Below are 24,334 nucleotides of genomic sequence, written 5' to 3' on the forward strand. Positions count from 1 at the left end.
ATTCAGGGGGTACGTCAGGCGGGAGTGAACAGGGTGCGGGAGCGGACTGGGGTGAAGGCGGTCCGGAGGAGGTCCGCGCGGGCGGCCGACCGGTCGGCGTCGACGTCGGCGACCACCGACAGCGCACCCCCGGCGGCCAGCACCGCGACCGCGTCGGCCAGCAGCTCCGCGCGCACCGCCCCGTCCAGCACGCCCAGGTAGGCGATCATCGGGTAGCAGGCGTCGCCCGCCGGTCCGGCCAGGCCGACCGGTTCCCCGTCGGCCTCGGCGACGCGCCAGCTCTCCGGCGGCCCGGACAGCCAGGCCAACGGGTCCCGCGCCAGGTCCACGCCGCAGACCAGTCGGGCGACCTCGGCGCCGGTCAGCACGTCGGGATCGGAGATCCGGGCGACCAGGGCACCGATCTCGGCCGCGTCGGCGGCCGGGCGGAACCGGAAGCGGCCCGTGGGTTCCGGCACCGGCTCATCGGTGCCGGCCGGGCGGAGCCCCCCTGCGGACACCTGGGCCGGGTCGGCGGTCCAGGCGTAGCGCAGGCGCTCGCCGCGTTCGGCCAGGCCCGCCAGGCGCGCTGCGGCCATGGCCGCCGCGACCGCCGCGTACGCCTGCGGGTCGTCGCGCCAGTGGGCCGGGCCGGTGGCGTAGTACTGCCCCGGGCCGCCGAGGGCCGCGTGCGCGGCGTGCAGCAGTTCGGCGCCGACCTGCGGCTCGGCGACGAGGTCGAAGCGCTCCAGCCAGGGCCGGCCGACCGCGCCGGGCGGCAGCAGCCAGGCCGCGCGGGCGACGGTACGTCCGCCGCGCAGCGCGACCCAGGTGTGCTCGGGGCGGTAGCCGCCGCCGGCCAGGCCGTCGGCGTAGCCGACCTGCGGCAGGCCGGGCAGCGGGTCGGGCATCGCGTCGAAGACGTGTTCCTCGCCCGCGACCAGCGGGCGGATGACCAGATCAGTCATGGGTGGTCCTTCCGGGTGGCACTCGCCCCGGTCAGATCCGCGGATACGCCGGAGCGCGGAAGGGGCGCAGAACAGTGGACATGGTGTTCTGACCTCCCTTCGGCTCGCGTGGCGTGGCCATACCGTATGCCACGGTCCCGGGCACGATCAACTCGGCACCGATCGGCTGAGGCCCCGACGGGGCGCGGCGGCGTACCGTGACGGCATGCGTTGGGTATGGGCGGGAATCGGGATCCTGTTGGTGCTGTCCGGCCTGGTCTGGACCCTGCAAGGGCTGGACGTCCTGGGCGGCAGCGTGATGAGCGGCGACAGGACGTGGGCGGTCATCGGGCCGATCACCGCCGTCGTCGGGCTGGTCCTGGTCGGGGTCGGGCTGCGCAAGCGCGACAGCTGACGGCCGGTCAGGCGAGCAGGCGGGCGCGCACCGCGTCCAGCTCGGCCGCGGTGACCCCGGCCCCCGCCAGGTACGCCTCGGCGCCGCCATGGCGCTGTTCGAGGTGGGCCAGGGTCTTCAGCATCGGCGCGGGCGCGCACCGGTCGGTGAGCGCGTAGTCGGCGGCGACGTCCTCCTCGCCCACCCCCGCGACCCGCAGCAGCAACGCCACCAGCACTCCGGTGCGGTCACGCCCGGAGTGGCAGTGGATCAGGACCGCGCCCGGCGGCGCCTCGGCTACGGCGCGGAACGCCGCCCCGATGCGGGCCTGGTTGTGGTCGAGCATCGGCACGTAGCCGTCCGGCGGGGGCACGTAGTCCAGCACGTCGTTGAGCAGCGGGGTGTGCCGGTAGCGGTCGTCGCCCGCGAACGGGCTCGGGAACTCGGCGCACTCCCAGGACCAGCGCAGGTCCAGGATCCGGTTGACCCCGGCCGCGCGTACGGCCCGGACCGTCGCCTCGGTCATCCGGTCGTGCCGGTCCGAGCGCAGCAGCGCCCCGTCCCGCACCCGGCCGCCGTCCACAGTGGGCAGCCCGCCGACGTCGCGGGCGTTGACGCAGTCGGGCCAGTCGAGGATCACGCGCCACCTGCTCCGGCCGCCATGGCCGCAGCGTAGTGCCCGCGCGCCACCGCCTGCCCGGGTCCGGTGCCGGGCGCGGCGCCGCCACCGGCACGTCGAAACGGCACCGGACCGGCCCGCGCGGGGGCTCACCCGCGCGGACCGGTCCGGCGTGTACCGGGCTCAGGCCGCGGCGCGGCGGCGGCGCGGCAGGAGCAGCAGCAGGCCGATCCCGGGCAGCAGCAGCGCGGACCCGCCCAGCACCAGCACCCAGTGCTCGTCACCGGGGCCGGTCTTGGCCAGGCTGTCCGGGCTGGTGCTGGTGCCCGGCCGGGGCGAGCCCGCCGCCCCGAAGGAGATCTTCACGCTGGCCCTGTTCGCCTTGACGACGTCGTCGGAGGCCGACGACGGCAGGATCTGCGCGGCGATCACGCACTGCCGCTTGGTGCAGTCGTACGAGCCGAACTTCACCGCCAGCTTCAGCGTGACCGCCGGGATCTTCCCGCTGCCGTCGGCGTTGACGAACTGGGCACCCCCGGCCAGGTTGCAGTCGGTCGGCCCGACCGGATCGGCGATGCACTGCCCGATCGCGATCTGCTTCAGGTTCGCGGTGAACCCCGATCCGTTGACGGTGATCTGGCTGCCGTTGGACAGCCCGCTGGACTTGCTGAGCGTCAGCCGGGGCGCGGCCGCGGCCGGCTCGGCGTACAGCGGGACCGCCACCGCGACCGCGGCCAGCACGGCCAGCACTCGCGCTCTCCACATAGGTTCCTCCTAGACAGGTATCCCGGAGCGGTTCTCGGCCACCGGATCGGTGCCGAGGTACGACGCGACCACCGCCGGATGCGCCCGCACGTACGCGGTCGGCCCGTCGGCGATCACCCGGCCGGACTCCATCGCGACCAGGCGGGGTGCCAGCCTGGCCAGCAACGGCAGGTCGTGCTCGATCACGACCAGGGCCACGCCCAGTTCGCGGTTGACGCGCAGCAGCAACTCGCCGAGCGCCACCCCGTCGGCCTGCGAGACCCCCGACGACGGCTCGTCCAGCAGCAGCACCGCCGGTTCCAGCGCGAGCAGGCAGGCCAGCTCCACCAGCCGCCGGGTGCCGGTGGACAGCGCGGTGACCGGCCGGTCGGCGACCTCGGCCAGCCCGAACAGGTCCAGCAGCTCGGCGGTGCGCGCGGCGCGGTGCCGCTGCGCCCCGGTGCCGCCGAGCACCGCCGCGGCCAGGCCGGTCGGGTGGCGGCGCTCGGTCGCGACCAGCAGCGATTCGCGTACGGTCAGCGTCGGGAACAGCCGCGCGTCCTGGAACGAGCGCCCCAGGCCGCGCCGCGCCCGCCGCTGCGGGGCCAGGTCGGTCACGTCCTGCCCGGCCAGCAGCACCCGGCCGGAGTCGGGGCGGGTGAACCCGGCCAGGATCTCGAACAGCGTGGTCTTGCCCGCGCCGTTCGGGCCGATGATCCCGACGACCTCCCCGGCCGCGACGTCGAGGTCCACCCCGGCGACCGCCCGCACCCCGCCGAAGGCCCGCGCCACGGCCCGCGCACTCAGCAGCGCGGCCCCCTGCTCGGGCACCGGCACCGCGAAGCTCGGCAACCGCACCCCGCCGGCAGCGGCGACCGCGCCGTCGGGCGCCCCGGCCTGCGGGCCCGCCACCGGATCACGACCGGCGGAACCGTCGGCCGGGGCGCGGACGCCGTCGGCCCCGGGACGGGCCCGGAGCAGCCGCCACGACGGCAGGCGCCCCAGCAGCCGGGACAGCGGTTCGCCGAGGCCGCCGGGCAGCAGCACGACCACGAGCAGCCAGCCGACGGTGAGCGCGGCCTGGCCGCCGATACCGAGGCCGACCAGGGCGGGCAGGCCGACCAGCAGCAGCGCGCCCAGGACCGGGCCGCCGAGCACGCCGAGGCCGCCGACGACGGCCAGCGCCACGGCGTCGATCCCGGCCGAGGCGGGGAAGCTGTTGACGGTGACCTGGGTCTGGCCGTGGGCGATGACGACGCCACCGAGGCCGGCCAGCACACCGGCGGCGGCGTACACCTGGAGCCTGCGCAGCGTGGCGGGCACCGCCAGGGCCTTGGCCGCGTCCTCGTTGTCGCGCAGGGCCAGCGTCACCAGCCCGAACCCGCCGGTGCGCAGCCGGTGCGCCAGCCACAGCCCGAGCCCGAGCATCAGCAGCGCGAACAGGTAGTAGTCCTTGGCCAGCAGCAGCGGATACCCGTGCCAGGTCGGCTTGGCCGCCTCGACCCCGTCGCCGAGCAGCACCGGCAGCCGCAGCAGCCAGCCCTCGGCGGCCAGCGCGAACGCCAGGCTCACCGCCGCCAGCGCCAGCCCGCGCAGCCGCAGCGCGGGCAGCCCGACCAGGGCCGCCGCGGCGGCCGCGGCCGCGCACCCGGCCAGCGCCGCGGTGAAGAAGTTGCCGCTGGCTGCGGCGACGTGCAGCGACACGGCCGCGCCGATACCGGCGAAGGCGAACTGGCCCAGCGACAGCTCCCCCGCCAGGCCGGTGACCACCAGCACCGACAGACCGACCAGCGCGAACCCGGCCACCGTGGTCAGCACCGAGGCGGTCTCGTTGCTCACCAGGTAGGCCAGCGCGGCCGCCGCCAGCAGCCCGAGCCCGGCCGCGACCCGCCCGGCGAGGGTGCCCGGCAGCGGCACGGCCCGGGGCCAGCCCGCCCCGACGCCGTCGCGGCGGCCCAGCCGGGGCTGCGCCAGCAGCAGCACCAGGATCAGCAGCGCCAGTGCCAGGCTGACCCCGCCCCGGCCCGCGCCCCACGACAGCAGCAGCTGCTCGCCGACGCCGATGCCCAGGCAGGCGGCGAACGCCCGGGGCAGCGAGGACATCCGCGCCGCCACCGCACCGGCCAGGCCCCGAAGCAGCAGTTCCGGGCCGAGCGTGTCGATCGACTGCGCCCCCTGCGTCGGTGTCACGAGCACGGCCGAGAACGCCGCCACCGCCCCGGCCACCGCCCACGCCAGCGTCGTCATCCTGGCCGCCGGGACGCCGTCGAGCCGGGCGGCGTCGGGGTCGTCGGCGGCGCCGCGCAGGGCCAGCCCGACCCGGCTGCGCCGCAGCAGCAGCGCCAGCATCCCGAGCAGCACCGGCGCCAGCAGCGCCATCGCGGTGAAGGCCGGGCCGACCGGGGTGCGGCCGACGGTGAACGTCGGCAGGCCCGGCGGGCGCGGGAAGGTCAGGCCGCTCAGCCCCTGGCTGTCCAGCAGCAGCGCGGCGATCAGCACGAACTGCGACAGGCCCAGCGTCGCGATCATGCCGGTGACGGCGGGGCGGCCGCGCAGGCGGCGTACGACGACGAGCTCGATCGCGGCCGAGACCGCCCCGGCGGCCGCCATGGCCAGCCCGAACGCCACCCAGTACGGCACCGCCCCGGCGCTGACCGCCTTGGCGAGCACCGCCGCGCCGAACACGCCGACCGAGCCGTGCGCGAAGTTGACGAACCGGCTCGACCGGTACACCAGCACCAGTCCGATCGCGAGCAGCCCGTAGGTCAGCCCGGTGAACAGTCCCAGCACCACCGCGTCGATCACGAGTGGCCGCCCAGCATCAGGGAGCGGACCAGGTCCGGCCGCCCGGCCAGCGCGGCGGCGCCGTGCTCGGCGGCGACCGCGCCCTTCTCCAGGAAGTACAGCCGGTCGGCCAGCGACAGGGCGACGTTGACCGACTGCTCGACGATCAGCATCGCCACGCCGGTGGCGTTGATGCGGCGCAGCATCTCCAGCAGGCCGCCGACGACGATCGGGGCCAGGCCGAGGGAGAGCTCGTCGACCAGCAGCACCCGGGGCCGCTGCACCAGGGCCTTGGCCAGCACCAGCATCTGGCGTTCGCCGCCGGACAGGGTCGCGGCGGGCTGGTGGGCGCGGCGGGCCAGGCGCGGGAAGACCGCCAGGGCCGCGTCGAGTCCGGCGCGGGCGTCGCGCCCCGGCATGCCGTATCCCTGTAGGCGCAGGTTCTCCAGCACCGTGAGCGAGCCGTACGCGGCCTGCCCGACGACCGTGCTCAGCCCCAGCCGCACCCGGCGCGCGGCGGGCACGGCGGTGACGTCGGCGCCGAGCAGCCCGACCGTGCCCGAGCTGGGCCGGTGCAGGCCGGACAGGACCCGCAGCAGAGTGGACTTGCCGACCCCGTTGGGCCCGCACAGGCCGACCAGTTCGCCGGGGCCGACCCGCAGGTCGACGCCGAACAGCGCCTGCACCGGGCCGTACGCGCAGCAGATGCCGGTGGCGGTGAGCGCGTCAGTCAAAGCGCACCTCCCCGCCCCGGTAGGTGAAGCAGCCGCAGCCGGTGTCGTAGGCCAGCACCCGGTAGGCGCCCCCGGCGGCGCGGCGGCTCTCACCCAGTCCGCCGCTGATCCCGGCGGCCGGGGTGAACCCGTCGCCCAGCGCCGCGGCCGCCTGGGCGAACGCGGTCGCGTTCAGGTTCGGCCCGAGGTCCTTCGCGGCGGCGTGCAGCAGCAGCGCTGCGTCGCAGTAGGTCAGCGCGATGCGCGCGTTCTCCCTGGTCTTGAAGGTCTGCCCGGCCGCGGCGAACAGGTCCAGGCACTGCTTCTCGGCGTCGCCGCCGGGGAACGCGGCCTGGCTGTCGGGCACGTCCTGGCTGGGGTTGAAGCCGATGCCGACCATGTCCCGCAGCGCGGCGGGCGGGATCGTCGCCGGGTTGTTCACCAGGAACGCCGGATTGTCGAAGCTGGACACGGCGTAGCGGGCGGTGAAGTCCTGCGCCGCGGCCGTGGTCAGGAAGAACGAGGCCAGCCGGGCGCCGCCGAGGAACACCACCCGGGTCACGCCCTTGCTGCGGAAGTCGACGGCGGCCTGGTTGAGCCCGGCGTTGAGGGTGCCGAGGTCGGTGGTGTCGATCCAGGCCACGGTGGCCGTGGTGCCCAGCCGGGCCAGTTCCGGGGCGGCCAGCGCGGTGTAGACGGCCCGGTTGGCGGGGGTGTCGGCGGCGACCACCCCGACCGCGCTCCCGCCGGTGAGGAACCCCTGTTCGGACAGGGTCTTCAGCAGCGCCCGCACGAACGCGTCATAGCCGGGGTAGCTGGCCGACCACAGGTACGGCGCGAGCCGGGCGTAGGTGGCGTCGTCGGTGGCGACCAGGGTCGCGTCGAGCACCAGGGTGCGCCGCTGGGCGTAGCAGGGGCGGGCGTTGGCCTGGAACTGTCCGGTCAGGACGACGGCGAACGCCCGGTCGTCCTGGGTGATCTGGTTGCACAGCTTCTCCTCGGCCGCCGGGGAGTCGTCGCTGGCCTCGTAGCTGCGGTAGACGGCCTCCAGCCGCCGCCCGGCGATGCCGCCGTGGGCGTTGATCCAGGTCTGCAACGCCTTGACCTGCTCGGGCAGGTTCCCGGCGTCGGCGGTGCGGAAGCCGGTGAAGGCGCTGGTCTTGCCCAGGTCCACGCCGACGAAGACGACCTTGACGGTGTCGTCGGTGACGCCGGGGCCGGTGCCGTCGGCGGTGGCGGTGCCGGGTTGGTCGAGCGCGCCCGGCATGACCGCCGAGCAGCCGGTGAAGGCCAGGACGGCGGCCGCGGCGAGCGCGCCGAGCCGCAGGAGCAGGGGTCGGTCCACGGATCACCCGTTTCGTGGTCGGGCCAGGTGCGCGTCGAGCGCGGCGAGGTCGACGACGGCGTCCGGCTGCGCCGGGGCGGCGTGCAGCAGGCGGTCGAGGTCGGCGGGGTCGAGCTGCCCGGCGGCCAGGCGGCGCAGGCGCCCGGCGCCGGGAGCGTCGTCGAAGACGAGGTACGCCCGCAGCGCGGGCAGCCGGACCACGGCGGGCAGCAGCACCTCGCCGGTGGCGGCCAGGGCGGGCAGCACGCGGGAGCGGCGGCGGCGCACCAGCCGGAGCACGCCGTACGCGATCATCGCCAGGCCGGCGACGTTCAGCGCGACCAGCCCCCACGGGTACGCCTGGTGCACCGCGCGCGCCTGGCCGAGGCCCCCCAGCTCGGCGGTGACCGGGTATGCCCCGAACGCGGCGAACGGGATGGTCACCGGGATCTCGAAGGTACGGGTCTCCCCCGGGCGCAGCTGCCCGGTCGGCGGGGTGGGCACCCCCTCGGCGCTGCGGCCGACCCGGACGACCAGCGGCGCCCCGTCCAGCGGCTGGCTGCCCGCGTTGCGCACGGTGTAGACGAGCGTGCGGCGCTGCGGGCCGCCGAACCACGCGGCGGCGGTGCCGCCGCCGGTCAGCCGCGCCTCGACCACCTCCAGCCGGGCCTGGACCCGGCCGGGCACCGGCGCCGGGCCGCTGGCGTGCCCGGTGAGCTCGATCGGCGCGTCGACGTGGCCGCCGCCGCTGCCGGGCCCGACCTCGGCCACGTGCACGACGCACGGGCACGGCCGGGGCGGGTCGCCGATGGTCAGCTCGACCGTGAACGTGCCGTCGGCGCGGGCCACGGTCGCCAGCGCGGCGCGCATGTCGCATGACGACGAGCCGGGCAGGGCCAGCTCGCCGCAGGTCACCAGCTGGAGGAGCGCGCCCTGCGGCCAGCCGGTCCCGGTGACGCGGACGCGGTCGCCCGCCTGCGCTCGCGCGGCGGCCAGGCTCACGTCCCGGCCCGGTTCGGCGGCGGCGGGGGCCGCGACGGCGAACACGCAGCACAGCGCGGCGGTCGCGGCGGCGGCACGGCGGTGCGGGCGGGTCACGACAGGCTCCGCGGGCGGTGCTGGCGGGCCCGGCGTCGGCGGCGGACCAGGACGGTCGCGGCCGCGATGAGCAGCGCGGCGGCGGCGAGCAGCTGCCATACGCCGGTGACGGTGGTGGTGGCGGTGGTGGCGCGTACGCCGCCGTCGGCGGTGACCGTGACGGTGGTGGACACCACGTCCACGAGCCAGGCGCCGCGCAGCGCCGTGCGCAGCGAGGTCTGCGCGCCGGGGACCAGGTCCAGCCGGGGCACGGCACCTGCGGTGACGGCGTGTCCGAACAGGCCGGACGAGGTGACGGTGATCGTCGGGGCCAGGTGCAGGTTGCCGCTGTTGGTGACGGTGTAGGAGATCTCGTGCCGGTCGGCGGCGGCGGCGCCGACGGTCAGCCCCGGGGTGGCGGGGCCGCTGACGCGCAGGTAGAGGCGCGCGGCGACGGCCTGCCGTACGGCGACGGCCGTTCCGCCGCTGCCGAGCTGCCCGCTCGGGGCGGCCTCGGCCACGACGATGCCGCCCACGTGGTCGCCGGGGCCCGCGTTGGCGGGCACCGCGACGGTGAACGGGATGTCGGCCTGGCGCCGGGCGGGCACGACGAGGTCGGTGACGCCGGTGCTGGTCCAGGCGCCGATGCCGTGCTGCGGCTGGGTGGGCTCGCGCAGGCCGAAGCCGCCGTCGGCGGCGGTGTTGTACGCGTCGGCGCCGTACACGCGCAGGGTGAGCGCGGCGTCGGTGAGGTTGGTGACCCGCACCGAGTCCAGCACGGTCTGGCCGGGCGGCGACTCCAGGAAGAAGTACTGCCGCGCGACCGGCCCCGGATTCTTCGGCGGGGTGGGCACCACCGCCCAGCGGCCGTTGCCCGCGGCGGCGGCGGGCGCAGCGGCGACGGCCGTCAGGGCCGCGGCCAGCAGCAGAGCCGCCAGCACGGCGGTGGTACGGGCCAGCGTGGTCATCGAGCGGCTCCCCGATGTTTGAATGGATCAGGAATCAACACGCGGTCCGGGGCCGATGCGGCCCGCCCGCGTCCGCGATCGGCCGGTGGGGACGGATAGCGCCCGCCCCCACCGGTCCCGGTCAGCTCAGCGTGAGCGTGAGCGTCGCGGAGTACGAACCGGCCAGCTGGTTGGCGGGCACGGTCAGAGCGAGCGCCGCGGAGGCGGTGAAACTGCCGCCGGTGCCTGCCGCGTCGGCCGGGGCCGAGCACAGCGTGGCGCCGTCGACGGGGCCTGCCGAACCCGCGACCGCGGTCACGGCGTTGGTCGCGCCGGCGGTGCCGGTGCAGGCAGGCGTCCAGGTCAGGTTCGCCTTCGGGATGGTGCCGCCGGGGGTGCCGGTGAAGTCGGTGACCGTACCGACCAGGCTCCAGCCGAAGGTGCTGCCGCGGTAGTCCGTCACCGTGATCGGCGCCAGGGCGCCGGTGCCGGTGTGGACGGTGCCGTCGAGCGTGACGCCCGACAGCGCGATGTTGCCGCTGCCCGCCGCGCGGGCCATCGCGAGGTTGCCCGCGGTGACGGTCTGCGACAGGTTGTAGGTCAGCGCGCACGACCCGGTCGCCGCGTTCCCGGTCTTGGCGACGCAGGAGTCGGCCGAGGCCGCCCACGACGCGACCGCGAACAGGGTGCCCGGACCGACCCCCGACGACGCCCCGAGGTACGCGGTGGCGGCGGCGTTGACGGTGTACGTGGCGCTGATGCCGCCGGTCGCCGACGCGGTCACGCCCACGGGGGCGTCAGCGGTCGGGTTGGGCGGCGGCGGTCCGGTCAGCGCCTGGTAGCCGCGGATCGCGACGGCGCTGCCGGGGTTCCAGTTCGTGCCGGTCACCGCGACCGAGGTGCCCGCGCCGCCGCCACCGGGAGTGATGGCGATGGTCGGGGTGCCCAGGACGGTGATCGGCGTGACCACGGTGTTGACACCGTCGGTGACCGCGAGGGTGCGGGCACCGGTGGTGGCACCGGCCGGGACGGTCAGGGTGCCGGTGCCGGCTCCCGTCGCGTCCGTGCTGCCCGTGCCCGAGCCCTCGCCGGTGCCCGCCCCGGCCGCGTCCTTGAGCGACGCGGACAGCGTGGCACCGGGCGCGAGGCCCGAGACCGTGTAGCTGACGGTGTTGCCGGCCCGGGCGTGGGTGGTGACCGTCTGCCCGGACACCGCCGTGGTGTGCACCGCCCCGTCGAAGACGGTGAACGGCTCGGCGATGCTGGTCGCCAGCGGCGCGGCCTTCTGGTCGCGGTCGCCCGCGGCCGAGCAGTACGTGGCCGCGGTGCTGTTGGCGAACTTGATCTGGCTGACCGTGGCGGTGGCGGCGCCGGCCGCTCCGGCGACGAAGGTGCCCGTCGCCGTGATCGGACCGAGCGGGACGTAGGGGTCCTTCGCCGCCGCCGGGTAGCCGGCCAGGTTCAGGTTCACCGAACCCGACTGCGACCCGCCGAGCGTGATCTTCACGATCACCGGCACGTCGCCCGGGTTCAGCGGGGCGGGCCCGTTGGTGACACCTGCCGCAGCGGTGAAGGTGACCGTGACGGTCTGGCCCGGGGCCGGCGTGGCCGGCGACAGGGTCAGCCCGTACGTGTCACTCCACGTGCTGGGCGAGCTGCCCGTGCCCGTGTCGCCGAAGTACAGGCGGCAGCCCAGCGAGGCCGCCGTCGGGCCGTACGCCTGTGCGGGTGTGCTGCCCAGGCCGAGCGCGGCGACGACCACGAGAGTGCTGGTGAGGATCGCCGGTTTCCTTCGCATGGAACCTCCCTCCTTCGAGTGTTTCGCTAGATGAAACGTCGTTCTCATCTGCGATACGACAATGAAGGCAGGGCGGAGCCGGGGTTGTCAACCGGTCGAACCGGGGGTTGTCAAACAGCAAGCGGCGGGCCGACCCCGTGACCAGGGGTCGGCCCGCCAAAATTTCCTTACGAGAAACAGTGTTCCCTTGAACGGAACACCGGGATCGCCCTCGGGCGGCCTCGGTCAGCCCTTCAGGAAGGCGAGCAGGTCGGCGTTGAACTCGTCCTGGTGCGTGGCCGTCAGACCGTGCGGGGCGCCCTTGTACACGTGCAGGGTGCAGTCCTTGATGAGCTTCGACGACTTGTTCGCCGAGGCCACGATCGGGACGATCTGGTCGTCGTCGCCGTGGATGATCAACGTCGGCACGTCGATCTTCTTGCAGTCCTCGGTGAGGTCGGTCTCGGAGAACGCCTTGATGCAGTCGTAGGCGCCCTTGAACCCGACCGTCATGCCCATCAGCCAGAACGCGTCCCGTACCCCCTTGCTGACCTTCGCGCCGTCGCGGTTCGCACCGTAGAACGGGGCGCTGAGGTCCTGCCAGAACTGCGACCGGTCCCGCTCGACGCTCTCGCGCAGGCCGTCGAAGACGCTGCGGGGCAGGCCCTCGGGGTTGGCGTCGGTCTGGAGCATCAGCGGCGGGATCGCGCCCACCAGCACGGCCTTGGCCACCCGGTCGGTGCCGTGGCGGCCCATGTAGCGGGTGATCTCGCCGCCGCCGGTGGAATGTCCGACCAGGACGATGTCGCGCAGGTCCAGCTTCTCGATGACGGCGGCCAGGTCGTCGGCGTACGTGTTCAGGTCGTTGCCCTCCCACGGCTGGCTGGAGCGGCCGTGGCCGCGCCGGTCGTGGGCGATGGCGCGGAAGCCGTTGGAGACGACGTACCACATCTGGTCGTCCCAGGCGTCGGCGGTGAGCGGCCAGCCGTGGCTGAACACGACGGGCTGCCCGGTGCCCCAGTCCTTGTAGAAGATCTGGGTCCCGTCCTTGGTGCTGACCATGCCGGTGCTCATGTGCGACTCCCATGCTGTCGACGCCCGCGCGCGGGCGGGGTGGCGTCGGGGGTGTCGCGGCACGGCATCGGGCCGCCTTCCCGAAGCTAGCATCAGGGGCATATCGCACTTACCGGTTCTGCGGAGTCGGCAGCTTACCGCCTCAATCAGCCACTTTCGCCTGTTTTCGGGTTATCACACCCTGCTGTCACGCTCGCGCGCGGGCCACGTCCGCTCCCGTCAGGCCGGCTGCGCCGCCATCAGGTCGGTCTCGCGGGCCACGCCGATGCGGCCGAACCAGGCGGCCGCCTGCTCCGGCGACAGCTCCCCGTCGAGCGTCAGCACCGGGACCATGTGCCGGTACACCCGGCCCGCCAGCCAGAGGTACCGCCCGCGGGGCGGATGCAGCACGAGCACCCGCACGCCCTCGGTCGGCTCGATGTCGGCGGGAACGCCCTCCGGGTAGACGTACTCCCCGGTCCCGTCGAACAGGCGGAAGCGCCGCACGACGGCGTCGGCGGACGGCACCTTCTGCTCGCCGGTGGTGGCCGCGGCCAGCCAGGCGGGCTCGACCGGCCCGACGTGCGGCAGCGCGGGCCCGTCCGGGCCGCCGAGCCGGTCGGCCAGCAGCGTGTGCAGCTGGAAGTTGTCGCCGACCCCGCTCATGGTCAACCGGAACCCGCGCCCGGTGAGCCGGTCGAGCACGATCAGCGGCTCGTCGTCGAGCACCCGGCAGAGCCCGTGCACCCAGTGCGCCCGCGACAGGTGCTCGGCCAGCGGCTCGGCGGCCGCGCTCAGCCGCCGCCGGTCCGACGCGGCCATCCCCCGGCGGAAGTCGGCCCGGCCCAGCACCGTGATCGCGCATTTGAGCCAGTCGACCACGTCGAACCAGGCCGACACCGCCATCACGGCGTCCTCGTCGGACAGGTTCGTCCGCCGCGACTTGCGTACCAGACGGCGCAGCACCTTGTCCTGATCGTCTTTGTCGCGATCGGGCAGCGCCCGGCCGCGCGTGGCCGACTCCCACGCCCCGCGGAACACCTCGGCCGTCTCCAGCGCCTCGGCCGCCCGGCGCGGCAGCGCCTCCACCAGCGGCAGGGGCGAGCCACCCCACTCCACGCACGCCCCGGCCAGCACCGCCAGCCTGGCGTAGGCGCCGCCGATGTCCGGCAGCAGCACCGCGAGCTCGCCGATCACGCGGGTGAGCTCGCCCGGAGACAGCTCACGGGCCTGCCGAACGAGCTCGCTCAACCCGTCGGCGAAAGCATCCAGGTCGTGGGCGCGCATGACCCGTTCGATCTCGTCGATCCGGGATTTCAGCGGCGACAGCACAGTCGGAGAACGTAACGATCACCCCGCGCACTGTCCAGCCCGGTTGTCACACCCGGACGGCAGGATCGGCCCGTGACCGCATCGCAGGCCGTACCACCGGGCAATGTGCACGTCGCGAGCGCGCGCCTGGCGGCGGCGACGCTGGCCCGCCGGTTTCCCGACGCGACCATCGTGAACGTCACCTCGCGCGGGGAGCAGCCGTGGGTTCGGCTGAGCCCGTTCTACCCGCACGGCGGCATCCCGGTCCCGTTCACGCCGGGCGTGACCAGCATGTCCGTGGAGGGGGTCTGGCAGGCGCTCAAGGTCCTCGACGACGCCGACGTCGACCCGGCGAAGCTCGCCGTGGCCGCGATGCGGGGCATCAAGCGAGCCCCGCACCGGGGCGGCACGGTCCGCGGGCACCGGCGCGGCCTGCACGGCACCGAGCTGCTGGCGTACGAGCAGGCCCGCCGGGAGATCTACCTGCCGACCTACCTGTTCCAGCTCGAACACCGGGCCGCCGACGAGGTCGCGCGGTTGCGCGACCTCGCCCTGGCCGGCCCGGTGGTCCTGCTCGACTACACCGTCAACGGCGACGTCACCGACCTGTCGGTGCCGCTGTCGCACGCCGCGCTGATCGCCGCGCACCTGACCGGCACCTGGCCGCAGGACGCGGTGCCTACCGCCGGGTGACCGCGCGCAGCGCCGCGACGAACCAGGCGAACACCGGCGCCATGCTCGGCTGCACGGGCCATCCGTTGACGACCGCCAGCAGCCGCCAGTAGCGCTCGGCCCGGGGATCGGCCCCGGCCTCCACCCGGTCGAGCATCCAGTCGCGCAGCGCCGCGTCGTCGGCCCGCCCGAACGCCCGCGCGTAGCGGGCGGCCAGCTCATCGACGATCGGCACCGCCGTCGCGGAGTCCGGGGCGATCCCGGCTTCGGCGGCCCGTCCGACCGTGTCGCAGACCTGCTGGGTCAGCTCGTGGTGCAGCCCGGTGGTGTCGCCCTGCGCCCGGTCGTCGGCCTGGTGGCGGGCCATCCGGCGCACCGCGGCGCGGAAGTCCGGGTCCTGGACGAGTTCGGCCAACTCCACCCAGGCTTCCACCTGCTCGGGCTCGGGGTCGTCGGGCAGCTCCGGCATCGCCGAACGCAGCAGCTCCACGAACTCCGGGTTGGCGTCCACGCCGCCGAAGGTGTCGTCGATGAAGTCCGCGATGAGCCGGCGGCGCTGCTCGTCGGAGAGTTTCGCGAGTCTGTGCATGAGGGTCGTCTCCTCGGTGGTGGAGCCCCGCTTCGCCACCGCCCGCAGCACCGCGCGCCGCAGCCGCAGGGTGCGGATCTGCACCTCCAGGGCGTCGGCGTGCGCTGCCGCGAGCTGCGCCACCGTGACCTCGCGCGCCATGACCTGCCGGATGGCGGCCAGGTCCAGACCCAGTTCGCGCAGTGTCCGCACCAGGTCCAGCCGCGCGAGGGCGCCGATGTCGTAGAGCCGGTAGCCCGCAGGGCTGCGGTCGGTCGACGGCACGATCCCGGTGTCGGAGTAGAACCGGATGGTCTTGACCGTCAGCCCGGTCCGCCGGGCCAGCGCCCCGATCGTGAGGAGCGTGTCGTCGTTCATGCCACCACCCTGCCGTCTCCCCCTGCTGGAGACTCAAGCCCGAAAGCGCCGCGCTACAGTCGCCTGGTGCTACCGCAAGATCACATGATGGCCCGGGTACGGGAGCTGTGCCAGTCCGACGACCGCCTCGTGGCCGCCCTGACGTACGGGTCGTTCGCCCAGGGCACCGGGGACGCCTACAGCGACATCGAATACTGGCTGTTCTTCCCCGACCCGGCGGCCGTCGACCCCCGCACCTGGATCGAGCAGGTCGGCGGCGTACGCCACGTGGTGTGCAACGAGTTCGGCTCGCACGTGGCGTTCCTGCCCGGCCTGATCCGGGGCGAGTTCCACTTCGCCGCCGCCGATGAGATCGAGGCCGTGGCGACCTGGCCCGCCCGCAGCGCCCCGGTCGACCGGATGGTCGTCGTGGACCGCACCGGCGCGCTGCGTCGCGCCCTGGCCGCGCTGCCCGCCGAGCCCCGCATCCCGTACGGTGCCGACGAAATCGAGCAGCTGTGCGGCCGGTTCGCCAACTGGCTCGTGCTGGCGCACCACGTCCGGCAGCGCGGCGAGCTGCTGCGCGCCGTCGACGCGCTGGCGCACGCCCAGCGGCACCTGCTGTGGCTGGCCCGGCTCGCCGACGACCGCACCGCCCACTGGCTGACGCCGTCGCGCCGGGCCGAGTCCGACCTCGACGCCGGTATGGTCGCCGCCCTGCACGCCGCGACGGCCACGGCCGCACCCGAGTCGATCGACCGCGCCGTCGCCGCCGCCTGGACCCTCGGCCGCCGGTGCTGGCAGCAGCTCGCCGCCCGCACCGGCCGCCCGATCCCCACCGCCCTCTTCACCGACCTGGACGCGATGACCACCCCCGCCCCCGCCCCCGCCCCCGCCCCCGCACCCGCGCCCGCGCCCGCGCGGCCTGTGGGTGCGGTTTCGGGGAAGGTGCAGGAATCTTGACCCGCGTTCGTGCACTTTCCCCGAAACTGCACGAACGCCTGCCGCCCCGGCGCGGAGTTGGGGCGGTGTAGGCGGGCCCGCTACCCGGGATTGGGCGGGTGTTCCCGTCCGGTTCCTACCGTTCGCGGCATGCGTACCCTCAGCTGGTGGCGGTCCCGACCGGCCCGCACCGCAGCCGCCCTGCTCTCGCTCGCCCTGTGCGGCGGCAGCCTCGCCGCCGCGCCCGCCGCCGCGGCGCCCGGCTCGGTCGTCGTGTCCGAGGACTTCACCGCAGGCACGCTGCCGTCGGGCTGGCGCGCGGTCGACGGCACCTGGACCGTCCAGAACGGACGCCTCTACGGCACCTCGGCCGGCTCGGCGGCGAACAACAAGATCACGTTCGGGCGGAACCTGCGCGACTTCAGGTTCGAGGCGACGGCCCGGTTCGAGTCGGTGACCGCGTCGACCCGCTGGACCGCGCTCGGCCTGGACGTCCCCGCCGACGGCGCCGTCCCGTGGTGGATCGCGACCATGCGCAGCGGCACCACCGCGAGCAACGGCGTCGAGTTCGCCCAGCGCACCACCGCCAACGCGTGGAACGTCACCGGCACGGCGGCCGCGCCGTACGCGGCGGGCACCGGCCGCGACGTCCGGATCGCCGTCGAGGTGCACGGGACGCAGGCCCGCTGGCTGTTCGACGGCACCGAGGTGCTGCGCACAACGAGCCTCCAGCGCTCGACCACGAGCGGGCAGGCGCTGCTGGTCAACGGTGCCACGGTCTCCTTCGACGACGTACGCGTCACGGAGCTGGCGCCGGTCAACCCGTACCTGCGGGCGCCGGGCAGCCGGGTGGCCGTGATCGCGCACCGCGGCGCCTCGGCGGCGGCGCCGGAGAACACGCTGGTGTCGCAGGAGATCGCGCGCCGCGCGGGCGCGGACTGGATCGAGGACGACGTGCAGCCCTCGTCCGACGGGGTGCCGTTCATCCTGCACGACAGCACCGTGGACCGGACCACCAACGGCGTCGGCGCGATCCGGAGCCTGACGGCGGCGCAGCTCAAGGCGCTGGACGCGGGCTCGTGGTTCGCCCCCGTCTACACCGGCGTGCGGCTGCCGACGCTGGCCGAGCAGCTGGCGGACCTGCGCACCCGGGGCGGGAACCTGCTGCTGGAGATCAAGGGATCGCACACCCGGGCCGAGGTCGCCACGATCGTCCAGGTCATCCGCGACCAGCAGATGACCGGCCGCGTGTTCATCCAGAGCTTCGAGACCACCGCCCTTCAGTACGCCTACGAGCTGGCCCCCGAGATCCCGCTCGGGCTGCTGCGCAGCACGCTGGACGCCGACCCGGTCGCGATCGCGGCGCAGCTGCACCTGACCGCGTACAACCCGGACGCCTCTGCGCTGCTGGGCCGCCCGGCGGTGGTGGCGGCGCTGCACGCGGCCGGGGTCGCGGTGATGGCGTGGACGGTCGACGCGGCCGCGACGTGGAACCAGCTGGACACCCTCGGCGTCGACGGCATCATCACCAACCGCCCGGCCGAGCTGGCCGGCTGGAACTCCTACACCCGCTGACCGCCGGCAGTCCTCCCGCCGGTACCGAGCGCGGGTCCGTGTGCCAGCGGACCCGCGCTCAACTCGTCACGCCAGCGACACCCCGGTGCCGGTGACGTCGATGCCGCCGGTCCCGGCCGGGATGGCGACGGTGAGCAGGCTGGGGCGGCCCATGTCGTGGCCCTGGTGCACGGTGACCGTCGCCGGTGCCGCGACCAGGCCGAGCTCGCGCAGGTAGCCGCCGAACGCGGCGGCGGCCGCACCGGTGGCCGGATCGTCGTAGACGCCGCCGGGCGGGAACGGGTTGCGGGCGTGGAAAACGGTCGCCGACTCGCGCCACACCAGGTCGACGGTGGTCCAGCCGTGCCGGGCCATCAGCGCGGCCAGGGCGTCCAGGTCGTACGACAGGTCGGCCAGCCGCTCGCGGCTCGCGGCGGCGACGACCGGGTGCCACACCCCGGCGTAGGCGACCCGGGGCGGCAGCGCCGGGTCCAGGTCGGCGGCCGACCAGCCCAGCACGGCCAGCAGCTCGGCTAGGTCGGCGTCGGCCAGCGGCGCGGTCCGGGGCGCGACGCTGGTCAGGGTCGCGGTGACCGTGTCCCCGTCCACGGCGGTGCCGACTTCCACCAGGCCCGCCTTCGTGTGCAGGCGCAGCCGTCCGGCGCCGTGGCGCCGCGCGTACGCCACCGCCGTGGCGATGGTGGCGTGGCCGCAGAACGCCACCTCCGCCTGCGGGCTGAAGTACCGCACGTCGAAGTCGCCGCCGCCGCGCGGCAGCAGGAACGCGGTCTCCGAGTAGCCGACCTCGGCCGCGACGCGCTGCATCGAGGCGTCGTCGGCGCCGGTCGCGTCGAGCACCACCCCGGCCGGGTTGCCGCCGCTCGGGTCCGCACTGAACGCCGTGTATCGCAAGATCTCCACGCCCCGACCGTAGCCGTGGGGCGGATGCGGCACGACGGCCAATTCAGTATTCCTGGATGTGACTCAGATCCAGCCCTTGCGCACCGCGATCGCCCCGGCCTGGAACCGGTTGGCCGCGCCGAGCAGCTCGTAGAGGCGGCTGATGCGGCGGCGCATGGTGCGCACCGACCAGTCGAGCTGGCGCGCCACCGCCTCGTCCTTCAGCCCGCTGACCAGCAGCGCGAGCAGGGCCCGGTCCTCCTCGCCGAGCGGGTCCTCGGCCGGGGCCTCCAGGGGCACCGCCGCCCGCCAGCACATCTCCCAGTAGTCGATCAGGCCGTCGAGCAGGGTGGACGGCCGGATGACGGCGGCGCGCACGTCGGTGAGGTCCAGTGACAGCGGCATCAGGGCCAGGCGGCGGTCGGCTATCGCGAGCTTGATGCGCAGGCCGGGCAGCACCCGCGCCTGCTCACCGTGGCGGATCAGCTCGCGGATGTCGTCGAAGACGCCGGGCCACTCCAGGGCCTCGGGGGCGTAGACGGCGCGGTAGCGCACGCCCCGGGCGATGCCGGTCTGCTCGACCGGATTGGACGTGGTCAGCGCGTACGGCGGCCGGTCCAGGGTGATGACCTCGGACTGGGCCTCCTGCTGGAGGCGTACGAACCAGCGGCCCAGCGCCTCGCTGCCGCTGACGATCTCGATCTCCTCGCTGCTGCCGGAGTGGGTGGCCGCGAACAGCAGCGCGAGCTGCCCGGCGGCGGCCTGCACCCGGTCCAGCTCGGCCGCGCGCGAGCGCACCAGGTTGGCGACGGCGGCCTGCGGCTCGATCGCGGCGTAGCGGCGCCGGCTGCCCGCCAACCGTCCTACCAGGCCGTGTTCGCGCAGCCGATCGAGCGCGCGGGCGATGCGCTCCACCGAGCAGCCGAACTCGTCGACGAGTTCGGCGGGTGCGGCCGAGCGGCGGCTCAGCACGGCGCGGTATACGGCCTCGTCGAAGGGGTCGACGCCGGCCGCGGTGAGCTCCGAGGGCATGCGGGAGATCTTGGCCCAAGAGTGCCAACGGCAGCAAGGGGCCAGCGCGACTCATTGCCGTGACGCTTTCGTGCCACTAGACACCCATAGACATGAAGATCCCCCCTCCACGGTTCCTCACAGCCGGGCTGTCACTGGCGGTAGCCGCCGGTCTGCTCTCGGCCTGGTCCCCGGCCGGTGTGGCCCAGCAACCGGCCGCGCAGCGCCGGGTCATCGTGCTGCTCGACGGCGACGCCGCCGCGACGTCCGCGCCGGGCGGCCGGCTGCGCGACGCCCGTGGCGCCGACGCCGCCAAGGTCACCGACGCGCGCAAGGCGCTGCGGGGCCGCCAGCAGGGCTTCGTCGACGGGGCGCGCCACCGGGGCCTGCACCTGTCGCAGGAGCGCCCGCTGAACCTGCTCGTCAACGCCGTCGCCGCCACGCTCCCGGACAGCGAGGTCGCCGCGCTGGCGGCGCTGCCGGGCGTCACCGCGGTCGTGCCGGACCGCACCGTGCGGGCCCACACCGAGGTCAGCGTGCCGCTGATCGGCGCGCCCCAGGTGTGGCAGCGCCAGGACGCCACCGGCACCGCCGCCGAGGGCAGCGGCGTGACTGTCGCCGTCATCGACAGCGGCGTCGACTACACCCACCCCGACCTGGGCGGCGGCTTCGGCGAAGGCTTCAAGGTCGTCGGCGGGTACGACTTCGTCAACGACGACGCCGACCCGATGGACGACAACGGCCACGGCACCCACGTCGCGGGCATCATCGCGGGCCGGGCGGCCGCGCCGGGCGGGATCACGGGCGTGGCGCCCGCGGCGGACCTGCTGGCGTACAAGGTGATGAACGAGTGGGGCGAGGGTGAGACCTCCGACATCATCGCCGGGATCGAGGCCGCGATCGACCCGGCCAACCCGCACCGCGCCGACGTCATCAACATGAGCCTCGGCGGCCCCGGTGACGGCCTGGACCCGCTGGGCCTGGCCGCCACCGCCGCCACTCGCGCCGGGGTCGTCGTCGTCGCCTCAGCGGGCAACAGCGGCCCCGGGCGCGACACGGTGGGCAGCCCCGCCGCCGCCGACGGCGTGATCGCGGTCGGCGCCTCGACCAGCGGCCGCGTCGAGCCCACCGCGTACGTCAAGGGCGAGAAGCTCCAGACGTACCGCGGCGTGCTGTCGGCCAACCCGGCGGCGGCACCGGTGACCGCGCCGCTGGCCGACGTCGGCTACGGCAGCGCCGAGGAGCTCGACCAGGCTGGTGACCTGCACGGCAAGGTCGTCCGCGTGAACGGGTTCACCGCGCCGACGCTGGACTACCTGTTCCAGTCCGAACTGGACCTGGCCAAGGAGGTCGAGCGGCGCGGCGCCCTGGCGATGATCGCCGGTTCACCCGCCGCGGGCGGCCCGGTCGTGGCCGCGCAGGACGGCACCGTCCCGGCCGTGCCGTCAGGCCTGTCCCGGACGAAGCTGCACGCCTCCGGCGACCTGTTCCGGATGGACCACCTGGTCGTGTTCGGCATGGACAGCACCCAGTACGACGAGCTGTCGCGGGCGATGGAGGCCGGGCCGGTGCAGGTGACCCTCAAGGGCGCCGACGTCACCGACCAGATCGCCTCGTTCTCCTCGCGCGGCCCGTCGCCGCGCTTCACCCTCAAGCCGGACCTGGTCGCGCCGGGTGTCGAGATCCGCTCGACGGTGCCGACCGCCCTGTTCGGGCCGGGCCAGTACCGCATGTCCGGCACGTCGATGGCGGCCCCGCACGTGGCGGGCGCGGCGGCGCTGCTGCGCCAGCTGCACCCCGGCCAGTCCCCCGCCGAGGTCATGTCGGCGCTGGTCGGCACCGCCAAGCCGCTGCCGGACGGGGCCACCTCGGCCGGTTCGGGCCGCCTGGACGTGGCGGCCGCCGCGAGCGCGGTGCTGACCGCGAGCCCGGCCACCGTCTCGTTCGGACTGGCCGACCTGTCCGGCCCGACGGTCGGCGGCCGTGCCACGGTGACGCTGCGCAACTCCGGCACCTCGACGCTGACCGTGAACCTGCGCGCCGGCTCGAACACGGTGCGGCTCAAGCCGGACCGGGTGACCGTCCGGGCCGGAGCCACGGCGACCGTGACGGTCACGCTGAAGGCCAGGCGCCCGCAGGGCGACACCGAGCTGTCCGGCGCGATCACCGCCGACGCGGGGCGCGGCCGGGCCGTGCGGGTGCCGTACCTGCTGGTGGTGCGGCCGCTGCTGGTGCAGGCCAGCCCGGACCCCAGCGACGGGCACAGCACCGTCTGGGTCGGCGCGCCGACTGCACTGGCGGGCGCGCCGGTCGTCCGGGTGGAGCCGCAGCGCGGCAGGCCGTACGAGGTCACGGCCGTGCACCAGTGGGGCGACGTGTACACCGCCGAGGTGACCGGTGACCGCGCGGGCGGCTACCGGGTGGCCGTGGGCGCCACCGCCGCCACCGGGCAGCGCCTGGTCGGCGACTCCGGGTTCGAGGTGACGCCCGAGGACGCGCGCCGCAGCCGCTGGGAGCCGATCGGCCCCAACGGCGCGGGCGGCGACCTGGCGCTGACCCCGGCCGACGGCGGCCGCGGCGTGATGACCACCGACTACACCGCCGGTCCCTGGCTGACCAAGGACCACGGCAAGAGCTGGACCCAGCTCAACCGCCTGCCGGTGGCTGGCGCCATCGGGCTGGGCAAGGTCGTGATCGACGTCGCGAACGCCGACCGCTGGTGGTACGCCGTCAACGATCCCGGCACCGGCGGGCACGTGCTGCGCACCACCGACGGCGGCCGCACCTTCACCACCCTGCCCACCCCGCCCGGCTACGTGTCGGCGCTGGTCGCCGACGCCCGTACCCGGGTGCTGGTCGCGGTCGTCAACGACGGCGCCTACGCCAGCTCCGACGGCGGGAACACCTGGACCGCGCTGGCCACGGGTGTCACCGACGCCCCGGCGTACGCGGCGATCGGCGGCGACGACCTGTACCTGGCCACGTATGACGGGGTGTGGAAGGTCGCCGGGATCACCTCGGCGTCGCCCGCCGCCGGGGTGCGCGTCTACGACAGCGGCAACTTCGTCGGCGGCCTGGCCGCCGACGGCGACGTGGTCGCGGCGCTGGTCTGGGGTGTCGGCGTCGTCGGCTCGTACGACGGCGGCACGTCCTGGTCCACCCTGTACAGCCGCTCGTTCGGCCTGACCGGCCTGCGCGCCTCCGGCGGCGAGCTGTTCACGGCCTCGTTCGGCGGGGAGGCGCTGATCGGCGCCGACCACGGCCGCACCTGGACCGCCACGGCCCTGCCCTCGCAGGACGCGGCGGTGTACGACTACGACCGCTGGGCCGACGGCACCGCCACCACCACGACCACCGCGGGCGTGTACGCGGCGACCGGCAGCGGCTTCCAACGACTCGGCGTGCCGGGCGTGAAGGTCACCGACCTGACCGTGACCGGAGGCGACCTGCTGGCGGGCACCCCGAACGGCATCTACCGCACGGCGGCGCCCGGCAGCGGCCCCGAGTGGGGCGCGGCCGCGGGTGAGGGCTGGATCGGCGAGGGCGCGGAGTACATCGCCGCGTCCCCGGCGGACCCGGCCGTCCTGTGGAAGACCCGCAAGTTCGCCTTCGGCGGGTTCGAGATCTCGACCAGCACCGACAGCGGCCGCACCTGGACCGCCAAGGGCACCTCCAGCGAGATCCCGACCGTGCTGGCGGTCCACCCCGCCGATCCGCGCCGGGTGTACGCGGGTTTCGACTCCCTCGGCGGCCACGGTCTGACCGCCACCACCGACGGCGGCCAGACCTGGAAGAACCTGTACCTCGACGAGCCGGTGCGGGCCCTGGCCGGGGACCCGGCCGACCCGAAGCGGCTGTGGATCGGCACCGACAGCGGGCTGTACCGCTCCGACGACGGCGGCGTGACCACGGTCAAGGTCGACGACGGCCGGGTCACCGCGATCCTGCTGACGGGCCGGCGCCTGGTCGTCGGCGGGCAGGCCATCCGGGTCAGCACCGACGGCGGGCGCACGTTCCGCCCCGGTGACACCGGGCCGCTGCTGCTGTGGGTCTCCGACTTCGCCGCCGGCGGCGCCACCCTGTACGCGGGCACCCAGGCGTTCAACGCCGACGGCCTGGCCAAGGGCGGGCGCGGCGTCCTACGCAGCACCGACGGCGGCCTGACCTGGCACAACATCTCGACGGGCCTCCAGAACACCGACGTCACCACCCTTGCCGTCAGCCCCGACGGCCGCTGGCTGTTCGCCGGCACCGGCACCGGCGGCGTCCACCGCCTCCCCCTATCCCCCTAACCCCTGCCCCACCCCCTCCCACCGCCGCCCGCCGCGCCCCACCGCCCGGCGGGCGGCCCCCTCTGGCCCGTTGATCATGAACTTATGGCAGTGCTCGACGGCGTGTCGCGGGCACAGCTTCCTGATCGACTTGCGCTGGGCTGAGGGCGGGCTGGGGCCGGGTCCTGATCGGAGTTTGCGGTCGGTTCGTGCCGTGTAGCGGCACTTTTTGACCGCAGGTCGCGATCACCGGGCGCGAAAACGGCGCAGGGGCGCGGCGGCCGCACTCGGAAGGCCGGAGACGCCGGGCGGGGAGCGCTCTCTTGACGGGAATGAGTCGGATTTGTAACGTCAGCGACACACATCTATAAAGTTTGCTTCCAATGTGTC

General features: G+C 74.8%; 19 protein-coding genes. 5 read left to right on the forward strand and 14 right to left on the reverse strand.

Going from position 1 to position 24,334, the window contains the following annotated elements:
• Positions 1-14: 14 nt before the first annotated feature.
• Complete coding sequence (locus tag Cs7R123_RS26585) at positions 15-947, reverse strand: acetyltransferase (RefSeq protein WP_212830429.1); 933 nt, start codon at positions 945-947, stop codon at positions 15-17.
• Positions 948-1,152: 205 nt separating this feature from the next.
• Here Cs7R123_RS26585 and Cs7R123_RS26590 point away from each other — a divergent pair, with 205 nt between their 5' ends.
• The gene (locus Cs7R123_RS26590; protein ID WP_212830430.1) at positions 1,153-1,341 is read left to right on the forward strand and encodes a hypothetical protein; all 189 of its coding nucleotides are present in this window, start codon (positions 1,153-1,155) and stop codon (positions 1,339-1,341) included.
• A 7-nt stretch (positions 1,342-1,348) separates the two neighbouring features.
• On the opposite strand, the gene Cs7R123_RS26595 is transcribed toward Cs7R123_RS26590, so the two are convergent.
• The 10 genes from Cs7R123_RS26595 to Cs7R123_RS26640 form a co-directional block, all read right to left on the reverse strand.
• Positions 1,349-1,960: a tyrosine-protein phosphatase gene (locus Cs7R123_RS26595; protein ID WP_212830431.1), complete on the reverse strand. Its 612-nt coding sequence runs from the start codon at positions 1,958-1,960 to the stop codon at positions 1,349-1,351.
• A 162-nt stretch (positions 1,961-2,122) separates the two neighbouring features.
• The gene (locus tag Cs7R123_RS26600) at positions 2,123-2,704 is read right to left on the reverse strand and encodes a neocarzinostatin apoprotein domain-containing protein (RefSeq protein WP_212830432.1); all 582 of its coding nucleotides are present in this window, start codon (positions 2,702-2,704) and stop codon (positions 2,123-2,125) included.
• A 9-nt stretch (positions 2,705-2,713) separates the two neighbouring features.
• Positions 2,714-5,488, reverse strand: coding sequence for a branched-chain amino acid ABC transporter permease/ATP-binding protein (locus Cs7R123_RS26605; RefSeq protein WP_212830433.1), 2,775 nt, complete (start codon positions 5,486-5,488; stop codon positions 2,714-2,716).
• The gene (locus tag Cs7R123_RS26610; protein ID WP_212830434.1) at positions 5,485-6,201 is read right to left on the reverse strand and encodes an ABC transporter ATP-binding protein; all 717 of its coding nucleotides are present in this window, start codon (positions 6,199-6,201) and stop codon (positions 5,485-5,487) included. The genes Cs7R123_RS26605 and Cs7R123_RS26610 overlap by 4 nt, the downstream gene beginning before the upstream one ends.
• A complete protein-coding gene (locus Cs7R123_RS26615) occupies positions 6,194-7,525 on the reverse strand; it encodes a hypothetical protein (protein WP_212830435.1) in 1,332 nt (443 codons plus the stop codon). Before Cs7R123_RS26615 ends, Cs7R123_RS26610 begins: the two co-directional genes overlap by 8 nt.
• Before the next feature lie 3 nt (positions 7,526-7,528).
• Positions 7,529-8,602 carry a neocarzinostatin apoprotein domain-containing protein gene (locus Cs7R123_RS26620; protein WP_212830436.1) on the reverse strand — a complete coding sequence of 358 codons (1,074 nt, stop codon included), beginning with the start codon at positions 8,600-8,602 and terminating at the stop codon, positions 7,529-7,531.
• Positions 8,599-9,549, reverse strand: coding sequence for a WxL protein peptidoglycan domain-containing protein (locus Cs7R123_RS26625; protein WP_212830437.1), 951 nt, complete (start codon positions 9,547-9,549; stop codon positions 8,599-8,601). The genes Cs7R123_RS26620 and Cs7R123_RS26625 overlap by 4 nt, the downstream gene beginning before the upstream one ends.
• A 121-nt stretch (positions 9,550-9,670) precedes the next feature.
• Positions 9,671-11,326: a hypothetical protein gene (locus tag Cs7R123_RS26630; RefSeq protein ID WP_212830438.1), complete on the reverse strand. Its 1,656-nt coding sequence runs from the start codon at positions 11,324-11,326 to the stop codon at positions 9,671-9,673.
• A 225-nt stretch (positions 11,327-11,551) separates the two neighbouring features.
• Positions 11,552-12,379 (reverse strand): alpha/beta fold hydrolase, encoded by an 828-nt coding sequence (locus tag Cs7R123_RS26635; protein ID WP_244872165.1) that lies wholly within the window; start codon positions 12,377-12,379, stop codon positions 11,552-11,554.
• Between the two features lie 219 nt (positions 12,380-12,598).
• A complete protein-coding gene (locus tag Cs7R123_RS26640) occupies positions 12,599-13,690 on the reverse strand; it encodes a hypothetical protein (RefSeq protein ID WP_212830440.1) in 1,092 nt (363 codons plus the stop codon).
• Positions 13,691-13,762: 72 nt separating this feature from the next.
• Here Cs7R123_RS26640 and Cs7R123_RS26645 point away from each other — a divergent pair, with 72 nt between their 5' ends.
• Positions 13,763-14,362, forward strand: coding sequence for a hypothetical protein (locus tag Cs7R123_RS26645; protein ID WP_212830441.1), 600 nt, complete (start codon positions 13,763-13,765; stop codon positions 14,360-14,362).
• On the opposite strand, the gene Cs7R123_RS26650 is transcribed toward Cs7R123_RS26645, so the two are convergent.
• Entirely contained in the window at positions 14,349-15,287 is a 939-nt protein-coding gene (locus Cs7R123_RS26650; protein WP_212830442.1) for a MerR family transcriptional regulator, read from the reverse strand. The two genes, Cs7R123_RS26645 and Cs7R123_RS26650, sit on opposite strands and share 14 nt — an antisense overlap.
• Positions 15,288-15,353: 66 nt before the next feature.
• Between Cs7R123_RS26650 and Cs7R123_RS26655 the strand changes: the two genes are divergently transcribed.
• Together Cs7R123_RS26655 and Cs7R123_RS26660 are read left to right on the forward strand one after the other, a co-directional pair.
• Positions 15,354-16,229, forward strand: coding sequence for a hypothetical protein (locus Cs7R123_RS26655; RefSeq protein WP_212835140.1), 876 nt, complete (start codon positions 15,354-15,356; stop codon positions 16,227-16,229).
• Between the two features lie 129 nt (positions 16,230-16,358).
• On the forward strand, positions 16,359-17,783 hold the full coding sequence (locus Cs7R123_RS26660; RefSeq protein WP_212830443.1) for a glycerophosphodiester phosphodiesterase family protein: 1,425 nt from the start codon (positions 16,359-16,361) through the stop codon (positions 17,781-17,783).
• 66 nt (positions 17,784-17,849) lie between these two features.
• On the opposite strand, the gene Cs7R123_RS26665 is transcribed toward Cs7R123_RS26660, so the two are convergent.
• Positions 17,850-18,683 (reverse strand): PhzF family phenazine biosynthesis protein, encoded by an 834-nt coding sequence (locus Cs7R123_RS26665; protein ID WP_212830444.1) that lies wholly within the window; start codon positions 18,681-18,683, stop codon positions 17,850-17,852.
• A gap of 63 nt (positions 18,684-18,746) precedes the next feature.
• On the reverse strand, positions 18,747-19,694 hold the full coding sequence (locus Cs7R123_RS26670; RefSeq protein WP_212830445.1) for a helix-turn-helix domain-containing protein: 948 nt from the start codon (positions 19,692-19,694) through the stop codon (positions 18,747-18,749).
• 92 nt (positions 19,695-19,786) lie between these two features.
• On the opposite strand from Cs7R123_RS26670, the gene Cs7R123_RS26675 reads away from it, so the two are divergent.
• On the forward strand, positions 19,787-23,965 hold the full coding sequence (locus tag Cs7R123_RS26675) for a S8 family serine peptidase (protein ID WP_212830446.1): 4,179 nt from the start codon (positions 19,787-19,789) through the stop codon (positions 23,963-23,965).
• Positions 23,966-24,334 lie beyond the last annotated feature (369 nt).

The sequence above is a fragment of the Catellatospora sp. TT07R-123 genome, from assembly GCF_018327705.1.
Lineage (GTDB): Bacteria > Actinomycetota > Actinomycetes > Mycobacteriales > Micromonosporaceae > Catellatospora.

Coding starts and splice junctions, on each gene's coding strand:
- Cs7R123_RS26585 (WP_212830429.1), bottom strand. CDS start 947: ATGACTGATCTGGTCATCCGCCCGCTGGTCGCGGGCGAGGAACACGTC.
- Cs7R123_RS26590 (WP_212830430.1), top strand. CDS start 1,153: ATGCGTTGGGTATGGGCGGGAATCGGGATCCTGTTGGTGCTGTCCGGC.
- Cs7R123_RS26600 (WP_212830432.1), bottom strand. CDS start 2,704: ATGTGGAGAGCGCGAGTGCTGGCCGTGCTGGCCGCGGTCGCGGTGGCG.
- Cs7R123_RS26625 (WP_212830437.1), bottom strand. CDS start 9,549: ATGACCACGCTGGCCCGTACCACCGCCGTGCTGGCGGCTCTGCTGCTG.
- Cs7R123_RS26630 (WP_212830438.1), bottom strand. CDS start 11,326: ATGCGAAGGAAACCGGCGATCCTCACCAGCACTCTCGTGGTCGTCGCC.
- Cs7R123_RS26635 (WP_244872165.1), bottom strand. CDS start 12,379: ATGAGCACCGGCATGGTCAGCACCAAGGACGGGACCCAGATCTTCTAC.
- Cs7R123_RS26650 (WP_212830442.1), bottom strand. CDS start 15,287: ATGAACGACGACACGCTCCTCACGATCGGGGCGCTGGCCCGGCGGACC.
- Cs7R123_RS26660 (WP_212830443.1), top strand. CDS start 16,359: ATGCGTACCCTCAGCTGGTGGCGGTCCCGACCGGCCCGCACCGCAGCC.
- Cs7R123_RS26670 (WP_212830445.1), bottom strand. CDS start 19,694: ATGCCCTCGGAGCTCACCGCGGCCGGCGTCGACCCCTTCGACGAGGCC.
- Cs7R123_RS26675 (WP_212830446.1), top strand. CDS start 19,787: ATGAAGATCCCCCCTCCACGGTTCCTCACAGCCGGGCTGTCACTGGCG.